At 48.6% G+C, this 19494-nt stretch carries 19 protein-coding genes; 14 read left to right on the top strand and 5 right to left on the bottom strand.

The annotated features are described in order from the left end of the window. Positions 1-39: 39 nt before the first annotated feature. Both AC1DYT_RS05145 and AC1DYT_RS05140 read right to left on the bottom strand, forming a co-directional pair. On the bottom strand, positions 40-234 hold the full coding sequence (locus tag AC1DYT_RS05145; protein WP_133234509.1) for a cold-shock protein: 195 nt from the start codon (positions 232-234) through the stop codon (positions 40-42). Positions 235-334: 100 nt separating this feature from the next. Beyond that, complete coding sequence (locus AC1DYT_RS05140) at positions 335-1474, bottom strand: GAF domain-containing protein (RefSeq protein WP_477468573.1); 1140 nt, start codon at positions 1472-1474, stop codon at positions 335-337. 302 nt (positions 1475-1776) lie between these two features. Between AC1DYT_RS05140 and AC1DYT_RS05135 the strand changes: the two genes are divergently transcribed. Beyond that, positions 1777-2427 carry an HAD family hydrolase gene (locus tag AC1DYT_RS05135; RefSeq protein WP_477468572.1) on the top strand — a complete coding sequence of 217 codons (651 nt, stop codon included), beginning with the start codon at positions 1777-1779 and terminating at the stop codon, positions 2425-2427. A gap of 22 nt (positions 2428-2449) precedes the next feature. Then, entirely contained in the window at positions 2450-3241 is a 792-nt protein-coding gene (locus tag AC1DYT_RS05130) for a hypothetical protein (RefSeq protein ID WP_477468571.1), read from the top strand. On the opposite strand, the gene lysA is transcribed toward AC1DYT_RS05130, so the two are convergent. Next, on the bottom strand, positions 3238-4449 hold the full coding sequence (lysA, locus tag AC1DYT_RS05125; protein WP_477468570.1) for a diaminopimelate decarboxylase: 1212 nt from the start codon (positions 4447-4449) through the stop codon (positions 3238-3240). The two genes, AC1DYT_RS05130 and lysA, sit on opposite strands and share 4 nt — an antisense overlap. A 176-nt stretch (positions 4450-4625) precedes the next feature. Then, on the bottom strand, positions 4626-5936 hold the full coding sequence (locus AC1DYT_RS05120; protein WP_477468569.1) for an aspartate kinase: 1311 nt from the start codon (positions 5934-5936) through the stop codon (positions 4626-4628). Between the two features lie 281 nt (positions 5937-6217). Here AC1DYT_RS05120 and AC1DYT_RS05115 point away from each other — a divergent pair, with 281 nt between their 5' ends. The 11 genes from AC1DYT_RS05115 to AC1DYT_RS05065 all read left to right on the top strand — a co-directional run bounded on the left by AC1DYT_RS05115 (position 6218) and on the right by AC1DYT_RS05065 (position 17713). Continuing rightward, positions 6218-6757 (top strand): RNA polymerase sigma factor, encoded by a 540-nt coding sequence (locus AC1DYT_RS05115; protein ID WP_477468568.1) that lies wholly within the window; start codon positions 6218-6220, stop codon positions 6755-6757. Next, positions 6738-7004, top strand: a complete 267-nt coding sequence (locus AC1DYT_RS05110) for a hypothetical protein (protein WP_477468567.1) — start codon at positions 6738-6740, stop codon at positions 7002-7004. The genes AC1DYT_RS05115 and AC1DYT_RS05110 overlap by 20 nt, the downstream gene beginning before the upstream one ends. A gap of 22 nt (positions 7005-7026) precedes the next feature. Next, positions 7027-7722 carry an ATP-dependent Clp protease proteolytic subunit gene (locus AC1DYT_RS05105; protein WP_477468566.1) on the top strand — a complete coding sequence of 232 codons (696 nt, stop codon included), beginning with the start codon at positions 7027-7029 and terminating at the stop codon, positions 7720-7722. 428 nt (positions 7723-8150) lie between these two features. Beyond that, positions 8151-8834: a GDSL-type esterase/lipase family protein gene (locus tag AC1DYT_RS05100; RefSeq protein WP_477468565.1), complete on the top strand. Its 684-nt coding sequence runs from the start codon at positions 8151-8153 to the stop codon at positions 8832-8834. A 9-nt stretch (positions 8835-8843) separates the two neighbouring features. After that, on the top strand, positions 8844-9935 hold the full coding sequence (locus AC1DYT_RS05095) for a Gfo/Idh/MocA family protein (protein ID WP_477468564.1): 1092 nt from the start codon (positions 8844-8846) through the stop codon (positions 9933-9935). 264 nt (positions 9936-10199) lie between these two features. Further along, the gene (locus tag AC1DYT_RS05090) at positions 10200-10934 is read left to right on the top strand and encodes a glucosamine-6-phosphate deaminase (protein WP_477468563.1); all 735 of its coding nucleotides are present in this window, start codon (positions 10200-10202) and stop codon (positions 10932-10934) included. 4 nt (positions 10935-10938) lie between these two features. Beyond that, positions 10939-12051, top strand: coding sequence for a hypothetical protein (locus tag AC1DYT_RS05085; protein ID WP_477468562.1), 1113 nt, complete (start codon positions 10939-10941; stop codon positions 12049-12051). A gap of 21 nt (positions 12052-12072) precedes the next feature. Continuing rightward, positions 12073-13788, top strand: a complete 1716-nt coding sequence (locus AC1DYT_RS05080; RefSeq protein ID WP_477468561.1) for a GMC oxidoreductase — start codon at positions 12073-12075, stop codon at positions 13786-13788. 29 nt (positions 13789-13817) lie between these two features. After that, entirely contained in the window at positions 13818-14555 is a 738-nt protein-coding gene (locus AC1DYT_RS05075; RefSeq protein ID WP_477468560.1) for a 3-keto-disaccharide hydrolase, read from the top strand. A 108-nt stretch (positions 14556-14663) separates the two neighbouring features. Beyond that, positions 14664-17318: an alpha-L-rhamnosidase gene (locus tag AC1DYT_RS05070; protein WP_477468559.1), complete on the top strand. Its 2655-nt coding sequence runs from the start codon at positions 14664-14666 to the stop codon at positions 17316-17318. Further along, entirely contained in the window at positions 17315-17713 is a 399-nt protein-coding gene (locus tag AC1DYT_RS05065; protein WP_477468558.1) for a group III truncated hemoglobin, read from the top strand. Before AC1DYT_RS05070 ends, AC1DYT_RS05065 begins: the two co-directional genes overlap by 4 nt. A gap of 1 nt (position 17714) precedes the next feature. Here AC1DYT_RS05065 and AC1DYT_RS05060 read toward each other — a convergent pair whose 3' ends face one another. Then, entirely contained in the window at positions 17715-18557 is an 843-nt protein-coding gene (locus tag AC1DYT_RS05060) for an SDR family oxidoreductase (protein WP_477468557.1), read from the bottom strand. A 173-nt stretch (positions 18558-18730) separates the two neighbouring features. Between AC1DYT_RS05060 and AC1DYT_RS05055 the strand changes: the two genes are divergently transcribed. Next, positions 18731-19375, top strand: coding sequence for a YceH family protein (locus tag AC1DYT_RS05055; protein ID WP_477468556.1), 645 nt, complete (start codon positions 18731-18733; stop codon positions 19373-19375). Positions 19376-19494 lie beyond the last annotated feature (119 nt).

Raw genomic sequence — 19494 nt, 5'->3', positions numbered from 1 at the left:
CCGGGGCGCTTTTTGTAAGCTTAATAGTTATTAATATAATTAAACAACTTTTACTTTCACTGCGTTTAAGCCTTTTCTGCCGTTCTCTACTTCGAACTCAACTTTATCGTTTTCACGGATTTCGTCGATTAGGCCTGTTGAATGAACAAATACGTCAGCACCGCCACCGTTAGGTGTGATAAAGCCAAAACCTTTTGTCTCATTGAAAAATTTTACTGTTCCTTCTTTTTGCATTATTTTATTTATTAAAGTGCAAATGTAGGGATAATAATCGGCATTCGGGCAATATTGCCGAATCATACATTTGCAAGACTTTGATTTTAGGCTACTAATTTTAGGCTACTATAGAAAGGTGGCGGCCGTGCAGGGTATCTTCGGAATCTTTTACGATGCCGCGTATCTTTTCGTCCAGCTCGTTCACGGTAAGCTCCATCATCTCGAAATAATTGAAGTAGATATTCTCCATCTTCAGCAAATCCATAATACCCATCAGTGAAGCTACCGGTCGGCGCAATTCGTGCGATTGCATCATGGCTATGCGCTGCAGGGCTTCGTTTTGTACGTTGATATACGCTTCCTGCCGCTTGCGGTGGGTGATATCTGTAGAATTGAGGGATACGCCTATCACGGTACCCTCGTCATCGCGCACGGGCACAAAGGTGGTTACTTTCCAGCATTCCAGCGGCGTACCGGGCATCAGCAGCCATTCGCGCTTGATGGAGCGGCCCGTAAGTGCGATACTGAAATACTTCTTGAACTGGTTAAGGATGGCCGGCTCGGTGTATGTGAGTATCGATTCGCCTATGCAGAGCTTATGCTTATAATTGCTGCGGAAGAATATAGCAGCCGATCTGTTGAAGGCCAGCACATCATAATTGCGCCCAACCAAAATATGGGTATCGTTAGAACTATCAAAAATTGCCTTTAGCTTTATCTCGTACGCTTTAACGGCCTGCATTTGCTCATGCTCTTTTTGATACTGATGCTCCAGGTTGTTCAGGCTCCATTGCAGCTCCATCAAATTAACAACCTGCGTGGCCAGTACTCTTAAAGATTGTTTTTGGTGGTCGGTTAGTTCCCGGGGCTGCATGTCAATGGCGCAAAGGCTACCCACAGCAAAACCGTCTTTGGTGATAAGCGGTGCGCCCGCATAAAAACGCACATGAGGCTCGCCGGTCACCATCGGGTTGCTGTTGTGGTCAATATCCTTTAAAAGATCCGGGATGATAACCAGTTGGGTTTGTTTAATAGTGTTGTTGCAAAAAGAAACGCTGCGAGGGGTGCATTCTACATCGGTACCTACCGATGCCTTAAACCACTGCACATCCTTATCAAGCAAAGTCACCAGGGCCACGGGTGTTTCGCATATGGCTGCGGTAAGGCTCACCAGCTCATTCAAATCTTTTACGATGCCGGCATCAAGGGTTTTAAACTTGTTTACCGCATTAAGGCGTAGCTGCTCGTTATCTTTCATGGCAGAGATTACAAATAAATAATCGATTTTGTTTATCCGGGCATAGTAAAAGCGCCGCCAGAGTTAAATCGCCGCAAAAGCAATCATCATCCAACCATAAAAAAAGCCCCCAGCTTGTGCTAAGGGCCCTGCTGAAACAATTACTCGCACCACCCATCCATTCAACGTTATCCTTAACCTTTCAGCAACATTCCTTATTTATAACCGCATAACCGGCGCAACGGCAAATACTTGTATTATATGTACGATATACGGTTAAACTTTTGAGGCGGTTTGCCTGCATTCGATTATTTTTGCGGCCGATGAAAGCATTTATATTCGACCTTAACGGCACTATGGTAAACGATATGCCCTACCACGCCACCGCCTGGAAACGCGTAGCCAACGAAGTATTAGACGGCAATTTTACAGATGAGCAGATAAAGCAGAACATGTACGGCAAAAATGCCGAAGTATTGATAAGACTGTTTGGCGAGGGTAAATTCAGTCCTGAGGAAATGGATAAGCTATCCGAAGATAAGGAAGAGCAATACCGCCGCGAATTTATTAGCGAACTGGCGCTGCTGCCCGGCCTTGGCGAGTTTTTGGAGCGCGCGCACCAAGCCGGTATCCCGATGGCTATAGGTTCGGCAGCCATCCCATCTAATATCGATTTTGTGCTGGACAACCTCAAGATCCGCCATTATTTTAAAGCTATTGTAAGCGCGCACGATGTTACCCACAGCAAACCCGACCCCGAATCATTCACCAAACCGGCTGCCTTATTAGGCGTTGAGCCGGAAGACTGCATAGTATTCGAAGACGTGCCCAAAGGTGCCGAAGCGGCCCGCAATGCCGGCATGAAAGCCGTTATACTCACTACCACCCACCCCGTGGAAGATTTTGTTGCGCTGGATAACATTTTGCACTTCGCCAACGATTTTAATGACGATTATATAAAAGCATTGGTGTAACTTGTAGGCAAATTACCACCAATTGAAAAGCCTTACCATCCTTATCATAGCGGCCGCAGCAGGCCTGCTATCATCGTGCAGTACCCGTTATTATGCACCGGGCCTTTACCAAAACGATGTGCAGTTTATGATAAAGCCGCATTCTAAAGATTCGGTGAAGACGCGGATCTATGCCTCGGGGGCGTATCTGGCGCAAAGCGGTGCAGGCGGGCAGGGCAGCTCTAACAGCGGCGTGCTCAACATCTATCAATCGCGCACTATCCCGCATTTCAACTTCAGCTATGGGGTACTGGGCTATACCGGCGTGTACACGCAAACCCAAAGCACCACAACGGGCAATACCACCAGCAATTTGTTTATCAACAAAAGTTTTTCGGGATATGGATTCAATGGCTCCACCTCGTTTTATCTGAGCACGAAGAAAACGGATTTCAGGATCATCGGCGTGGACCTTTCTTACACCCACGAGGGCGGCGATTTCCTGGCCTTCCGCAAAGCACAGGTTGGCCAGCCCGATGTACAAAGCGCTGCGCAACCGCAGCTGTTTAGCTATGGCATCTTCAGCGAATTTGTGGTAAAGCCTAACGAAACCACCAATTTTGGCTTAAAGCTGTTTGTGAACCATACCACCGGCCAAATAAACCGGGATTTGCGGCCGGTGGGTAACGGCTACAACCCAAACACTTCTTCTACCTTTGGCTTTACCAGTTTTGTAGGCTACAGGCATTTCAACTTCCATACAACCTTTGCCCTTGGTTCGATATACGGCTTTAGGACCGGAGCCTCGCAGTTAGGCCTGGCCTATAAATTCTAAGACGAATACACCGATTGCACGGCATCGCGCAGGTTATAGTGCGATGCCATTACCTCCCCGTAAGCACCGGCCGTACGCACGGCAATCAAATCGCCACGGAAAGACTCCGGCAGGTCAACATCCTTACGGAAACAATCTGTGCTTTCGCAAATGGGGCCTACTACATCGTATTTATAGATTTGAGATGTGAGATCTGAGATTTGAGATGAAGCTCCGTCTTCCGGACTTTCGGACTTCCCGACCTCTAATTCCCGACTCAAATTCTCAATAACATGGTACGCCTGGTAAAGCATCGGGCGCATTAGCTCGGTCATGCCGGCATCCAGTATCAGGAAATTCTTCTTCTGCCCTATTTTTACATACAGCACGCGCGAAATCAGCGAAGCAGATTGCGCTACCAAAGCACGGCCGAGCTCAAAATGCACCTCCTGCCCCGGTTTTACATTCAGGAATTTTTTGAACACCTTAAAATAGCTTTCAAAATCGGGGATGGTATTACCATCTGGATTGTGGTAATCAACGCCTAATCCGCCGCCGGTGTTTAATATTTTTATGGCAAAGCCATGGTTTTCGAACCAGTCCTGCATTTCGTTGATGCGGATGCAAAGGCTTTTGTACACCTCCATATCCGTAATCTGCGAACCGATGTGGAAGTGGATACCTAAAAACTTAAGGTTGGCGCATTTGCGCAGCATTACCACCACATCGTGCAGTTGCCAGGTGTTGATGCCGAATTTATTCTCGTCCAACCCGGTGGTGATGAAATGGTGCGTATGCGCATCCACATTTGGGTTTATGCGGATGGCAACCCCGGCCACTTTACCTTTTGCTTTCGCCAGGCCGTCGATAATATCCAGTTCTTGTATCGATTCTACATTGAAACAGAAGATATCAGCATCCAGCGCCAGGTTTATCTCTTTATCAGATTTACCAACGCCCGCAAAAACCACCTTGCTTTTATCGAAACCATGCTCAATAGCGGCTTTCACCTCGTTGCCGCTTACGCAGTCGGCACCGAAACCATAGGCTTGCACCGCATCTACAACCTTGGTATTAAAGTTAGCCTTCATGGCATAATGCACATGAAAACCGTATTGCGACGACGCATCGCGACAGGCATCCAGCGTTTGCCGTAGCACATCCATGTTATAGTAATAAAACGGGGTCTCAATCCCCGCAAAGCGTTCTATGGTATTTTGTTTGAACATTTTAATATCTCAATCTTTTTTCTCCGCCACGTCATTGCGAGGCACGAAGCAATCTCTAAGCTAAGCAAGTCCGCTCTGCTAATCGGGAGATTGCTTCGTTCCTCGCAATGACGCGGTGGTTTATTTTGTTAATACATGATTCTACTATGAACCATCGTCCATCAACCATGAACTACTTAAAACAGCCTGTTATGCAAGCTCCTCAGCGCTTCCACCTTATCCTCTGTTTTTACCAGCAGACTCATATTATGGTCGCTGCCGCCGTAGGATATCATCCTCACGGGGATATGTTTTACAGCTTCCAGTACGCGGGCGGCATAGCCATGCTTCTCGGCACCAAAATCGCCTACCACGCAAATAATGGTGTGGTTCACGTCGATATCTACCGAACCATAGGCCGCCAGTTCTTTCGTTATCTCACCCAGGTAAGTAGTGTCATCAATCGTTACTGATACCGCTACTTCCGAGGTGGTAATCATATCGATACTGGTTTTATACCGCTCAAACACCTCAAAAACGCGGCGCAAAAAGCCGTGTGCCAGCAGCATACGGCTGCTTTGTATCTTAATGGCGGTAATATCATCCTTAGCGGCAATGGATTTTATTTTGTCCTTCTCACTGTCGTTAGTAATTAAAGTGCCCTGGGCCTGCGGGTCCATAGTATTCAGCAAACGCACGGGTATCTTATACTTCTGCGCCGGGAACACGCTCTGGGGGTGCAATATCTTCGCGCCGAAGTAGGCCAGCTCGGCCGCTTCGTCGAAAGATAACTGGGCGATAGGTTTGGTGCCTTTCACAATACGCGGGTCGTTATTGTGCATTCCGTCTATATCGGTCCATATCTGCACTTCCTCGCTGCGGATGCCCGCACCAATTAGTGATGCCGTATAATCGCTACCGCCACGACGCAAGTTATCCACCTCGCCAAACACGTTGCGGCAAATGTATCCCTGGGTAATGAACAGGTTAGTACTCTTATTCTGCTCCAACAGTGGCGTAAGGTGCGAAGTGATGTGGTCAACAATTGGCTCGCTGTCCTCATCGGTTTTCATAAACTCCAAAGCAGGCAGCAGTACGCTGGGTACGCCAATTTCTTTGAGGTAAATATGGTAAAGCGTGGTAGAGAGCAACTCGCCCTGCGCTAAAATAATTTTATCTTCTATGGGGGTGAACAGGTCGTTCGCCAGCCCGCTTAGCAGGCGGAAATGGTAATCTATTACCTCTTTACCCTGTTCGTAAAACTCAGGTTTTGCTAAAAGCTCCTTAATAAATACTTCGTACTTATCCTTTAAAATGGTGATTAGGTGAGCGGCCTTCTGCTTATCGCCTGCAAGGTACGCCTGTCCAATTTCTACCAAACTATTTGTAGTGCCCGATACGGCCGACAGCACTACAATTTGCTGCTCGGCGGGGTTGATGATATCCAGCAGCTTCTTCATACGGTCGGGGCTACCTACCGATGTACCGCCAAATTTTAAAACTTTCATTCTATATATTTCCTTAAAAAAATCACCGGCATGCATGCACCGGCGTTTGCGGCGCTAAAAATAGGATTTTAAAGCAATATTCTACTGGTTTGGTAGAAATTATCTGAATCGGGATGGTTGTCTGAACTCGAATTTTAAGGAATTGGTTGAATGGGCAGAATTTGAGCTACGATAGGCATCCTGTAAATTCTTAAAATTCCATAAAATTCGAGTTCAGATATTTTTTCCTCACCTTAGGGTGATAATCCTCCAAAATTCTGCACATACTATTAAACGCAGATATGATGCCAGTAAACAATACAAATGCCGAAACCGAAGCCCTCATCATGCGGCTTTACAAAAGCGCTTTCCCGGCGGTAGCCCGGTATGTGGCTAAACTGGGTGGCTCCTTTGATGATGCCCGGGATGTTTTCCAGGACGCGCTGGTTATCTATTACGAAAAGGCAGCAGCCGATAAGCTCGAACTACAAAAAGGCGAAAGCGCCTACTTGCTCGGCATTGCCAAACACCTTTGGTTCAAAAAATTCAGGGATGGGCGCTACGATATCTCGCTGAACGAATTTGAAGGCATCGACCTGCCCGATGAAGCCGAGCCGCAACCCCTTGCCGAAAAATTGCAGCACTACCTGGAAACCGCAGGCAAAAAGTGCATGGACATCCTCAGCGCCTTTTATTACGATAAGCTGCCGATGAAGCAAATAGCGGGCCTGTTTGGGTACTCGGGCGAACGCTCGGTATCAGTGCAAAAATATAAATGCCTGGAAAAAGTACGCGAAACCATCAAACAAAACGCTTTGCAATATGAGGACTTTATTGACTGAGATACAGCAAATAGACCAGCAGGTGCAAGGCACCGCCGCGCCAGATGAAGCCCTGCTTTTCGAGGCTAAGCTTTTGCTTGATGACGAATTGCCCCTAAAAGTACAATGGCATAAACAAACCCTCGGGCTGGTGCAGCAATACGGGCGCAAAAACCTCGTAAGCATCATAGGCGACGTGCATAACCAACTGTTCACCCTGCCGAAGCACCAAAGCTTCAGGCAAAAAATAATGGGTTTATTCCGCTAAGCATCAACTAAATTTTACAGAAATGAATACAAATGAGTTCCGCAAATATGCGGTGAGGCATCGCCATGTCAATAGTTTGCATGTAGATAGATTTATCAGTCGGGTAAATACCGCTAACCTGCCCACGGGCATGACGCCCAATATTTTGGAAGAGCGGCAGCTCAACATCTCGCAGATGGATGTTTTTAGCCGCCTGATGATGGACCGTATCATCTTCCTTGGCACAGCAGTGGACGACCACGTGGCCAACATCATCCAGGCGCAGCTGCTGTTCCTGCAATCGGCGGATGCCAAAAGGGATATACAAATTTATATCAACTCGCCGGGCGGTTCGGTGTATGCCGGCTTGGGCATTTACGATACCATGCAGTTCATCTCGCCCGATGTGGCCACCATCTGCACCGGCATGGCCGCCTCTATGGCGCAGGTGCTGCTTTGCGCAGGTGCCAAGGGCAAACGCGCAGCCCTGCCCCACTCAAGAGTGATGATGCACCAGCCAAGCGGCTGGGCGCAGGGTACTGCTGCAGATATCGAGATAGCGGCCATACAAGTCACCAAAATGAAGAAGGAGTTGTACGAGATCACCGCCCTGCACACCGGCCAACCCTACGAACGCGTGTATAAAGTTTCCGACCGCGACCACTGGATGATAGCCGCCGAAGCACTGGAATTTGGGATGATAGATGAGATACTAAGCCCACATAGGAACCGGGATTAAGCAGATTTCTACGATTAAGGGGATTTTGATTTGCAAGATTGCCGACCAACCTTCTTCAAATCAGCAGATAAGCTTCGGGCGAAAGCGGACAGAACGTGGTGGGCCGTGCGGCCGGAAGGGCATAGGGAATTTTTGCTGAAGGGGTGGGCATGAGCGGCGCAGCATGGGGCAAATTTTCCCAGCCCTTGAGTTCTGACGGCTTTGCAGGGGAAAGGCCCGTGCGGCAAAGAAGCATTTCTGCTGAAAGCACTTTTTGTTACTTTTTGGTGCTTCAAAAAGTAATAGCCCTGCGGCAATGAGCAGCCGATGATTTCATTTAAATACTATTATTTAAAAGCAGCAAAATCTTTAAAAATCCAATAAATCGCAAAAATCCGCTTAATCCCGGTTCCTTTTTTATTACTTTTAGCTGCCAACTATAAACTACAATGAAATACTTTTTCCTGCTGCTTCTGCTGCCTTTTATGGCGCAGGCGCAAAAAAAACCGACGAACCAAAGCCTCTTCGATACTATCCCCTTTATCCCCGAGCATACGCCGCAACGCCTCGCCATATTCAGCAAGCAGCCAATTGTTAAGGGCGTTACTATCTTTTTGGGCAACAGCATTACCGAGATGGGTAACTGGAGCAAACTGCTGAACGATACCACAGTGCTAAACCGCGGCATCGGCGGCGATGTAACCTTCGGACTGCTGAAACGCCTGGACGATGTTACCGACCGCGAACCCAAAAAACTTTTCATCCTCATCGGCATCAACGATATCGGCAAGGACATCCCCGATTCGGTCATCGCCTACAATTATTTCAAGATAATTAAGCAGATACACGCCAAAAGCCCGAATACCAAAATATATGTGCAAAGCATACTGCCGCTGAATACGCTGCATGCCAAATTCCCGCAGCATTACGATAAGGCAGAGCATATCCCACGGGTAAACGCCATGCTGAAGGCAAATGCTGCCGCCCTGGATTACACCTATATTACGCTCACCCAATTGTTTGCCGATAAGAACGGTCGCCTGAAAGACGAGTACACCTACGAGGGCCTCCATCTGAAACCCGAAGCCTATGTAATTTGGGTAGACTACCTTAAAAAGATGAAATACTTATAATTGCTTATAATGGACAGGACTAAAGTTGCCATATTAGGTGCCGGTTTTATATCGGATATCCACCTCGAATCGTACCATCGTTTCATTCCGGAAGCCGAAGTAGTGGCCGTTTATGCCCGCAACCCGGACAAAGCCAAAGCCTTTGCAGAGAAATTCCATATTACACAATGGTTCAGCGATGTGGATGAACTGCTCGCAAAAACTGATTGCGAGGTAATGGATATCTGCGTACCCAACTACCTACATGCTGAGTGCTGCATCAAAGCAGCTAATGCCGGCAAACACATCATCATTGAAAAACCGCTGGCCGTGACGCTGGAAGAGGCCGACGAGATGATTGCCACCTGCAAAGCCAACAACGTAAAGCTGATGTATGCCGAAGAACTCTGCTTCGCCCCTAAATATGAGCGGGCAAGGCATTTGGTAAAAGAGGGTGCTGTTGGCGAGGTGTACATGCTCAAACAATCTGAAAAACACAGCGGTCCGCATACCGACTGGTTTTACGATATCAACCTGGCGGGCGGCGGCGTATTGATGGATATGGGCTGCCATGCCTTAGGCTGGTTCCGCTGGATGACCAACCATGCCAAAGTAAAAAGCGTTTACGCCACCATGGATACCGTTTTCCATAAGGGCCGCACCAAGGGGGAGGATAATGCCGTAGTGATTGTAGAATTTGAGAACGGCGTAACCTGTATTGCCGAAAGCAGCTGGGCCAAGCACGGCGGCATGGACGATAAATGCGAGATATACGGCACTGGCGGCGTTATTTATGCCGACCTGTTTATGGGCAACGCAGCTATTACGTATAGCCGCGAAGGTTACGGCTACGCCATGGAAAAGGCCGACACCACTGCCGGCTGGAGCTTCACCGTTTTCGAAGAAGTATTTAACCAGGGCTACCCGCACGAACTGAAACACTTTATAGAATGCGTACGCGAAAACAAAACCCCGCTGGTAACCGGCGACGATGGCCGCGCCGTAATGGAGATGATTTATGCGGCCTATGCCTCGGCAGGGCAAGGAAAAAAGATTAATTTGCCGTTTAGTGCCAAAGTGGCTAAGCCGGTGGATTTGTGGTTGAATTATAAGGAAATCTAAATAAAAGTATAGCTGAATAATTTAACGCAAAGAACGCAAAGATTTGCGCGGTATAGATCCGCAAAGAGCGCTAAGAAAGAAAACAAGTGGGTTGAGGTTCTATCTTTTAACCACTCACAAAGCTTACGATCTTTGTGTTTCTCCTTTACGTTCTTTGCGGTTAAAAAAATACAGCAAGATTAACACAACAATGAAAATATCCATCTTTGTGTTTCTCCTTTACGTTCTTTGCGGTTAAAAAAATACAGCAAGATTAACACAACAATGAAAATATCCATCTACCCTACCCCCGACGATATGTCCAAAGCCGCAGCCGATTTGGTTGCTGTATATTTATCTGTAAAGCCTGAGTCGTTGATCGTTTTCCCTTCTGGAGAGTCGCCATCAGGGATGCTGAAATATTTGGTGGAGTACGCCAAAGAAGGCAAAGCAGATTTTAGCCAATGCACCGTCATCGGGCTGGATGAATGGGTAGGCATGGACGAGCGCGACTACGGCAGCTGCAAACATTACCTGCACACTAACTTTTTCAACCATTTGGATCTCGATCCCGAACGCGTGGTGATGTTCGACGCCAAAGCCGAAGACCTGGAGGCTGAATGCGAGCGCATCAACAATTTCATCAGCAGCCACGGCGGTTTGGATATCATGATCGTGGGCATCGGGATGAACGGGCACCTGGGCCTTAACGAACCGGGGACATCGTTTGATTTATATGCGCACGTATCGGAATTAGCTCCTATCACGGTAGAAGTGGGCCAGAAGTACTTTAAACAAGAAACAGTTTTAACACAAGGCATCACCCTTGGTCTACAGCATTTAAAAGAAGCAAAAATGGCCGTGCTTATCGCCTCCGGTGCAAAAAAGGCGGGTATTATTGCGGAGAGTCTTCAGGGCGTGGTGGGTACCGATGTGCCGGCATCTATATTGCAAACCATACCGCATGCCCGCGTCATGCTGGATAGCGGCGCAGCATCCCAATTGGAGCACGCCTCTTAATCAAATGAAAGATAAGCTGACTGCAATACAGCAAGGCCTGCAAAACGCTGCCGCGATACTCGCCACCAAAAAAATCGCCGCAGGTTTCGATGGCTTTGTCGATTCCATCGTAAAGGTGGTCATCAACAAAACCCAAAGCGGCGAAACGGAGCACTTCCAAACCATCATGCAGTTCGGCGATTATATCTCTTCCAAAAGCGGCAGCGGTTTTAGCCTGGAGAGCGAAGAGCAACAACTGAAGCTTGGCGGCAACATGCCCATTATGGCCAATGCCATGGCACAAATGGGCGCGGGTGTTGATTGCGTGGGAGCATTCGGACTGCCATCGATACACGCAGCGTTTGCCGACATGCACCCCTCCTGTACCCTGCACAGCTTTACCAACCCCGGCTTTACCACCGCTATGGAATTTGCCGATGGTAAAATTATGCTGGCGCAAATGACAGATTTGAATCAAGCCGAATGGGCAACAATCAAATCTGTCATCGGCTTACCAAAACTGAAAGAGATTTTTACGGATGCCGGCTTGATTTGCCTGGTTAACTGGAGCGAGCCGGACCACTCCAATAACATGTGGCAGGGTCTGCTTGATGAGGTATTTCAAGGAGCAAAAAGCCGCCAACGGCATTTCTTTTTCGACCTTTCCGATTGCTCCAAACGCAGCGCCGAAGCCATCACCACAGCCCTGGGGCTGATAAAACAATTCGGTAAACATGGCCACGCTACGCTCAGCCTTAACCGCAACGAGGCGGGTATTTTGTATAAAAAACTCAACAATGCGGATATCCCCTCTGATTTACAGGCTATCGGCGATGCCCTGTTCCCCCAATTGAGCCTGGGTACGCTTATCATACATACTTCAAAAATTTCGCTGGCCTGGGATGCATCGGGCACCTATTCTGATACACCGGTTTTTATTGCTAACCCCACCATTTCCACAGGTGCGGGCGATAACTTCAACGCAGGTTTCTGCATCGGTCAGTTGCTTGGGCTGGATGCCGGGGCCGCGCTCATCCTCGCCAATTCCTCTTCAAATTGTTACATAAAAACAGGTCAAAGCCCTACTCTAACTGTTTTAGGCCATTACATTTCCGGATTAATTTCCGCATCTTTATAATACCAATTATAAAAGCTCTACATGTCTATAAATTTACCGGATGGCACCGTGTCGTTAACGTACGATGCGATAGTGATAGGCTCGGGCATCAGCGGCGGCTGGGCAGCTAAAGAGCTTTGCGAACAAGGATTGAAAACATTAGTGCTTGAGCGTGGCCGCAATGTGGAGCATATAAAAGATTACCCCACCGCCACCACCCCACCCTGGGAATTCCGCTACCGCGGCCGCATAAACCGCCAGCAGCAGCAAGAGAATCCCTTGATAACTAAGGCAGCAGGCTACGGCGACGATTGCGACCACTTCTTCGTAAAAGATGCCGACCACCCCTACATTCAGGAAAAACCTTTCGACTGGATACGGGGGTACCAGGTCGGCGGCAAATCGCTAACCTGGGGCCGTGCCACCCAACGCTGGAGCGATTTCGAGTTCACCGCACCCGAGCGTTTTGGCTACGGCATCGGCTGGCCTATAGGCTATAAAGATGTAGCGCCCTGGTATTCACACGTGGAGAAATTTATCGGCATCTGCGGTAATAAGGACGGGCTGGAAGCTATGCCAGACGGCGAGTTTATGAAACCTTTCGACATGAACGCCCCCCTCACCCACATCAAACAAAAACTAAACGAAAACTATACCGACCGCCACCTTGTGCATGCACGCTGGGCCCACCTAACCGACCCGCAACAGGTGCACCTGGATCAGGGCCGTGGCAAATGCCAGGCACGCAATATGTGCATGCGCGGTTGCCCCTTCGGCGGGTACTTCAGCTCGGTAAGTTCTACCCTGCCATGGGCCAAAAAGACAGGGAATTTAACTATTCGCCCGCACTCGGTTGTACACTCCATTATTTACGATGAAAAGCTGGGTAAGGCATCAGGCGTGCGCGTGATAGATGCCAATACCAAAGAGGTAATAGAGTTTAAAGCGCGTATCATCTTCCTCAATGCTGCGGCACTCAACAGCAACCTGGTGCTGCTTAATTCCAAATCAAACCGCTTCCCCAATGGTTTGGGTAACGATAGCGGCTTACTGGGCAAATATATCGCCTTCCACAATTATCGCGCTTCGGTTAATGCCGATATCGATGGTTTCCTCGATAAATATTATTTCGGGCGTAACCCAACGGACCTGATTCTCGTAAACTTCCGCAACCTGCACAAGCAGGAAACCGACTTTTATGGCGGCTACACCACCTTTATGAACGCCTACCGCGACCAACATACGCCCGAAACCGGCCAGGGCCAGGTTGGTGCACAGTATAAAGATGATATGTGCGAACCGGGCCCGTGGCACGTATTTGCCTACCTGCAGGGCGAAACCGTACCTAAGGAAAGCAACCACGTTAGGCTCAGCGAAGATAAAAAAGACCAGTGGGGCATCCCTTTGCTGGTAACTTCCGTAAGTTATGATGATAACGACGAACGGATGATTACGGATTTCCTTACCCAAACCAGCCAGATGCTGGAAAAAGCCGGATGTAAAAATATCAGCACCTACAACAATAAGCAGGCTCCCGGGTTAGATATCCACGAGATGGGCGGCGTACGTATGGGTAAGGACCCAAAAACCTCGCTGCTAAATGAATGGAACCAATTACACCACTGTAAAAATGTATTCGTTACCGATGGCGCTTGTATGGCAAGCACCGGCAACCAAAGCCCGTCTATTTTGTATATGGCGCTAACCGCACGTGCGGCAACCTACGCAGTAGGCGAAATGAAAAAAGGGAATTTATAACGTTTTGTGAGATTGATAAACTAAGTACTATGAGAAGCTTTTTACTGTTAATATTTGCGGCTGCGCTCATGAGCAGCTGCAATTCGTCGAAAAAAAACACTACCGCAGCAACCACAGATAGCACCACCTCTACCGATACCACCTGGAAACAGCTTTTTGACGGTAAAACAACGAAAGGCTGGCATACCTACGGCAAAACCGAGGCCGGCAAAGCCTGGAAAGCCGGGAACGGCGTACTTCATTTAGATGCCTCGCAAAAAGGCAACTGGCAAAGCAAAAACGGAGGCGACCTGGTTACCGATAACGAATACGAGAACTTCGAGTTCTGTGTGGAATGGAAAATATCCCGCGCGGGCAATAGCGGCGTTATCTTTTTGGTGAACGAGGACCCCAAAAAGTATCCTTACTGCTGGCATACCGGCATAGAAACACAGATATGCGATAATAAAGAAAATGAAGATGGTTTCCTGATAAAACACCGTGCCGGCGACCTCTATGACTTGATGTCGATAAGCAAAGATAACGTAAAGCCCGCTGGCGAATGGAACAAAACCATGATATTGGTAAACGGCGGCGTGCTGAATATTTTCATCAACGATGAGCAGGTGCTTACCACCAAGCTATGGACCGATAACTGGAAAAAACTCGTCGCCGGCAGTAAATTCAAGGACTATCCCGATTTTGGCACTTTCAAAAAAGGCCGCATAGCCTTGCAGGATCATGGTGCAGACGTGTGGTTCAGGGATATCAAAATAAAGAAATTGTAAGGGAAATACAGCGAGTAAAGTACTAAGAGACAGCATCAGACAGATGAGGATGCGAAGCATCGTATTTCCCTTGCTAAGCCCCGCGCTAATTTCGATATTAGCCATCCCATGAAATTATATATCCGACTGCTTGCCTGTTTTCTGTTCGTCTCCCTTAATTCTTTTGCCGCCCAACCCGTAAACCTGCGTTGCGAGTACCTGGTAAATCCGCTCGGCGTCGATTCGCCGCATCCGCGCTTAAGTTGGATGATAGCCGATAACCGGCAGGGCGCTGCACAAACGGCTTACCAAATCATCGTAGGGACGGATTCAGCAGAGGTTAGCAAGGGAACCGGCAAAGCCTGGGCAACGGCCAAAATTATCTCTGCGGATATATTAACAACTTACCAGGGCAAGAACCTGCAGCCCTTTACTAAATATTACTGGCGTGTTGTTACCTGGGATAAAAACGGTGTAAAGGCAACGCCCTCGGCCATCAGCAGCTTCGAAACCGGCATGATGAGCATGGGCAGCTGGAAAGGCAGCTGGATAAGCGACGAGAACGGATTCAACGTAAAACCAGCCCCCTACTTCCGTACTACATTCAGTACGGGCAAAAAGGTAAAATCGGCCAGGGCATACATCGCCGTGGCGGGTTTATATGAGCTATACATCAACGGCCAAAAAATTGGCAACCACAGGTTAGACCCTATGTACACCCGGTTCGATAGGCGCACGCTTTATGTTACCTATGACGTTACAGCCCAGATAGCCGCAGGCAAAAACGCCATCGGCGTGTTACTGGGTAATGGCTGGTATAACCACCAAAGCACCGCCGTTTGGGATTTCCATTTAGCCGCATGGCGCGCAAGGCCCACCTTCTGCCTCGACCTGCGGATTACCTACGACGATGGCACTTTCGAAACCATCACCAGCAACGAACACTGGAAAACTGATCTGAGCCCCATAACCCTCAACAGCATCTATACCGCCGAGCATTACGATGCCCGGCTCGATCAACCCGGCTGGAACACCACAGCTTTCGACGATACCAAATGGAAGCAGGCCTTTGCACGCCCCACCCCATCGCAAAACATCGTATCGCAGCAGGTGGTACCCATCCGCGCAGTGGAAGAAATCCCCACGAAAACCCTCAGCAAAATGGATAATGGCAATTACGTTTTCGATTTGGGGAGGAACATCTCCGGCGTGAGCAAGATAACCGTTAGCGGCAAAGCAGGTACCGTTATCCGCCTGAAACATGGCGAAAGGCTGTACAAGGACGGCCATGTAGATCTTTCCAATATCGACCTGCACTACCGCCCTACCGACGATAAGGACCCTTTCCAGGTAGATATCTTTACGCTGAGCGGCAAAGGCACCGAAACCTTTATGCCTAAATTCAATTACAAAGGCTTCCAATATGTAGAGGTGAGCAGTACCGAACCCATAGAATTAACCAAAGAAAGCCTTACCGGTTATTTTATGCATAGCGATGTTGCGCCTGTGGGAAACATAAACACCTCCAACCCCACCATCAACAAAATATGGTATGCCACCAATAACTCGTACCTCAGCAACCTTTTTGGTTACCCTACCGATTGCCCGCAGCGCGAGAAGAATGGCTGGACGGGAGATGCCATCATTGCATCAGAAACGGGCCTTTACAATTTCGACGGCATTACCGTTTACGAGAAATGGATGGCCGACCATCGCGACGAGCAGCAGCCCAACGGCGTGCTGCCTTCCATTATCCCAACGGCTGGCTGGGGCTACGAATGGGGCAACGGGCCAGATTGGACCAGCACCGTGGCCATGATACCCTGGAACGTTTACATGTTTTACGGCAACCAGAAAATACTGGCCGACAATTACGATAATATCCGCCGTTACGTAAATCACATCGATCAGCTTTACCCATCGGGCCTTTGCAGTTGGGGACTTGGCGATTGGGTGCCGGTTAAATCGGTATCACCGGTAGAGATGACCTCTACCTGTTATTATTACGCCGATGTGGCCATCCTCGCTAAAATTGCCAAACTACTAGGCAAAACCGACGATTATGGCAAATACACCGCCCTGCAAGCCAAAATTAAAAAAGCGTTTAACGATAAATACCTGAACGAACAAACCGGCAGCTACAACACCGGGCTGCAAACCGAACTGAGCGTGCCGCTGTTTATGGGCATCGTGCCAGACGCCTATAAAGCCCGTGTAGCCGCCAATTTGGCTAAACGCGTAGCAACTGATAACTTCCACCTGGATGTGGGGATATTGGGCGGAAAGGCCATCATGAATGCGCTTAGCGATAACGGCTACGCCGATGTGGCCTACAAAATTGCCGCGCAGGAAACCTACCCATCATGGGGTTGGTGGATGGTTAACGGTGCTACCACGCTTTACGAAAACTGGGCCATAGATGCCAAGCACGATATATCGCTCAACCATATCATGTTCGGCGGTATTGGTGCCTGGCTGTACCGGGGTATCGGCGGCATCGAGCCCGATGAAAAGCAGCCGGGCTTTAAGCATGTGGTATTGAAACCGAACTTCGTTGCAGGCTTAAACCAGTTCGAGGCCACGCACACCAGCCCTTATGGCAAGATTATTTCCTCATGGAAACGCAATGGCGAAGCGGTGGAATACAAAGTCACCATTCCCGCAAACACCACGGCAAGCATCAGCTTCCCGCAGGGTAAAAAAGCATATTTAGACGGAAAATTGGTAAACAGCGTTAAAGATTATGCCATAACAGCCGGCACCTATCAATTTGAAGTGAAATGAAGATAGACGAAAGACCCACGATATTAACGATTGATGACGTAAAACTGCTCGTAGATACCTTTTACGATAGGATTCAAGCAGATGCCCTGTTGGGCCCGGTTTTTAACGAAGTAATACAGGATAACTGGCCTGTGCATCTCGAAAAGATGTACCGCTTTTGGCAAACGGTATTATTAGGCGAGCATACTTATTTCGGCAGCCCCTTCCCGCCACATGCGAAACTGCCTGTGACCCATCAGCATTTCGAAACCTGGATGGCCTTATTCACCAAAACGGTAGATGAGTTATTTGCAGGCGAAAAAGCCGATGAGGCCAAATGGCGCGCCGCCAAAATGGCCGAGATGTTCGAACTAAAGATTGCATATTTCAAGAACAGGTCGTTCGGGATTCAATAGCTTACACTAGCCAATCGAGCCAGTCCGCAATACTGTAACCGTAGGCAAGTTTCTGCCCAACCACCATGCTATCCACAATTTTCCACTCCTTCAATTCCGACAGGAAAACCGGCAGCTCTAATCCCGATTTAGCGGCGGCCATGGCATAAAATTCAGCCTTTTCGGGATGATGCGGCGCAACGGCGTTAATGGTTATGCCGAAGACATCCTGCGCGATAATGGCTCTGGTAATACCGATACAATCGTCCAGATGGATGAGGTTGATGGGGGCCAATCCGTTAGGGATATCCTTTTTCCCGGCGAAGAACCTGCCGGGGTCGCGGCCGGGGCCGATGAGGCCGCCGAAGCGAATGATGGTCGTTTGAAACCCTGTTTGCCGCCTGAATAATTCCTCGGCATCAAACAGCACCTGTCCGGCCGGGGTGTTTGGTTGAGGTCGTGTTTGCTCGTCAACCTGCGCGTTCAAATCGGCATACACACCTGTCGAGCTGATGAAGATTACTTTTTCGAGGGATGATTTGCCGATGGCCTCAATCACGCGTTGCAATTTCGGCACATATTCACTGCCTGCGCCGGAGCGTGCTTTGGGGGGTATGGCGATGATGAGGATATCAGCTTCAAAAAAAGCAGCATTTAAGGGCGATTCACTGGATAAATCGATAAGAAATGGGGTTATTCCTTCGGCTTCCAGTATGTTGAATTTGTCCAGAGAAGTAGTAGAACCTTTTACTGTCACGCCATCAGCTACCAGTGCCTTTGCCAGCGCCACCCCGTACCATCCGCAACCTAAAATACTTATCGTCATGGTGACGAAGATAATAAGGCTGAAATTTAGAATTGTCAACTTTCTAAAAAGTTGACAATTCTAGGTTTACCGCAAAGTGCAGGTGAGGACACCGGCCCCGGGGAAAGAAGGATTGGAACTTTTTATTACTCCCAATTGCCGGTGTCCTCACCTGAACGCCAACATTAGCTAACTGCTTACTGAAAACTGCCAACCGTTAACTATCTTCGCGTATGGATACTCCGCAATCTTTACCTGTTTTAACCGATACCGAGTTACGCGTTTTGGGTTCGCTGATGGAAAAAAGCAAAACCACGCCCGACTATTACCCGATGACGCTTAACGGCCTTACCGTTGCCTGCAACCAGAAATCATCACGCAAACCGGTAGTGGATTATAGCGATAATGAGGTAACGCTTGCTTTGGATACTCTGAAACGCAAGGGGTTGATATCTACTGCAACCGGCGGCAGCAGCAGGGCCATCAAGTATAAACATAACTTCGGCATCGTGTTCCCGGTGGTACCATCGGAAGTTACGGTGATATGCCTGCTCATTTTGCGCGGCCCGCTTACGCCGGGCGAGATAAATTCCAACTCGGGCAGGATGTATGAGTTCGACGATCTGGACGAGGTACAAACCATACTGGAGAAACTTGCCGATGGCGACATGCCTTACGTAGAGCAAATGCCTAAACGCCCCGGCCAAAAAGAAGTGCGCTACCGCCACCTGCTGGGCGGCACCATCCCCGAAGATGATGCTATCGACGAACCTGTGCGCCGCTCTTCATCTGAATTAGAAGCAAGGTTAAGCAAAGTTGAAACCGAACTGGCCGAGTTGAAGGAGGCTTTTGATAAATTGATGAAGGAGTTGACCTAAAAGCCTTTGGATTTTAGGTGAGGACACCGAAAGTGAGATTTGTAGCAAATAAAAGCGGGGGAATGTGCGATTCCCCTCTTGAGAGGGGTGGAGGGGTGTGTTATACACGATGCATTTCG

The organism is Mucilaginibacter sp. P1_D10 (assembly GCF_056406215.1).
The sequence above is the reverse complement of the archived record's forward strand: the minus strand, read 5'-3'. Positions and strand labels throughout refer to the sequence as shown.

What these genes read in the sequence shown, in the direction of transcription:
- AC1DYT_RS05065 (WP_477468558.1), top strand. Translation starts at nt 17,315, where the DNA reads ATGAAGATAGACGAAAGACCCACGATATTAACGATTGATGACGTAAAA.
- AC1DYT_RS05080 (WP_477468561.1), top strand. Translation starts at nt 12,073, where the DNA reads ATGTCTATAAATTTACCGGATGGCACCGTGTCGTTAACGTACGATGCG.
- lysA (WP_477468570.1), bottom strand. Translation starts at nt 4,449, where the DNA reads ATGTTCAAACAAAATACCATAGAACGCTTTGCGGGGATTGAGACCCCG.
- AC1DYT_RS05095 (WP_477468564.1), top strand. Translation starts at nt 8,844, where the DNA reads ATGGACAGGACTAAAGTTGCCATATTAGGTGCCGGTTTTATATCGGAT.
- AC1DYT_RS05055 (WP_477468556.1), top strand. Translation starts at nt 18,731, where the DNA reads ATGGATACTCCGCAATCTTTACCTGTTTTAACCGATACCGAGTTACGC.
- AC1DYT_RS05090 (WP_477468563.1), top strand. Translation starts at nt 10,200, where the DNA reads ATGAAAATATCCATCTACCCTACCCCCGACGATATGTCCAAAGCCGCA.
- AC1DYT_RS05140 (WP_477468573.1), bottom strand. Translation starts at nt 1,474, where the DNA reads ATGAAAGATAACGAGCAGCTACGCCTTAATGCGGTAAACAAGTTTAAA.
- AC1DYT_RS05115 (WP_477468568.1), top strand. Translation starts at nt 6,218, where the DNA reads ATGATGCCAGTAAACAATACAAATGCCGAAACCGAAGCCCTCATCATG.
- AC1DYT_RS05085 (WP_477468562.1), top strand. Translation starts at nt 10,939, where the DNA reads ATGAAAGATAAGCTGACTGCAATACAGCAAGGCCTGCAAAACGCTGCC.
- AC1DYT_RS05110 (WP_477468567.1), top strand. Translation starts at nt 6,738, where the DNA reads ATGAGGACTTTATTGACTGAGATACAGCAAATAGACCAGCAGGTGCAA.
- AC1DYT_RS05075 (WP_477468560.1), top strand. Translation starts at nt 13,818, where the DNA reads ATGAGAAGCTTTTTACTGTTAATATTTGCGGCTGCGCTCATGAGCAGC.
- AC1DYT_RS05135 (WP_477468572.1), top strand. Translation starts at nt 1,777, where the DNA reads ATGAAAGCATTTATATTCGACCTTAACGGCACTATGGTAAACGATATG.
- AC1DYT_RS05120 (WP_477468569.1), bottom strand. Translation starts at nt 5,936, where the DNA reads ATGAAAGTTTTAAAATTTGGCGGTACATCGGTAGGTAGCCCCGACCGT.
- AC1DYT_RS05100 (WP_477468565.1), top strand. Translation starts at nt 8,151, where the DNA reads ATGAAATACTTTTTCCTGCTGCTTCTGCTGCCTTTTATGGCGCAGGCG.
- AC1DYT_RS05105 (WP_477468566.1), top strand. Translation starts at nt 7,027, where the DNA reads ATGAATACAAATGAGTTCCGCAAATATGCGGTGAGGCATCGCCATGTC.
- AC1DYT_RS05145 (WP_133234509.1), bottom strand. Translation starts at nt 234, where the DNA reads ATGCAAAAAGAAGGAACAGTAAAATTTTTCAATGAGACAAAAGGTTTT.
- AC1DYT_RS05070 (WP_477468559.1), top strand. Translation starts at nt 14,664, where the DNA reads ATGAAATTATATATCCGACTGCTTGCCTGTTTTCTGTTCGTCTCCCTT.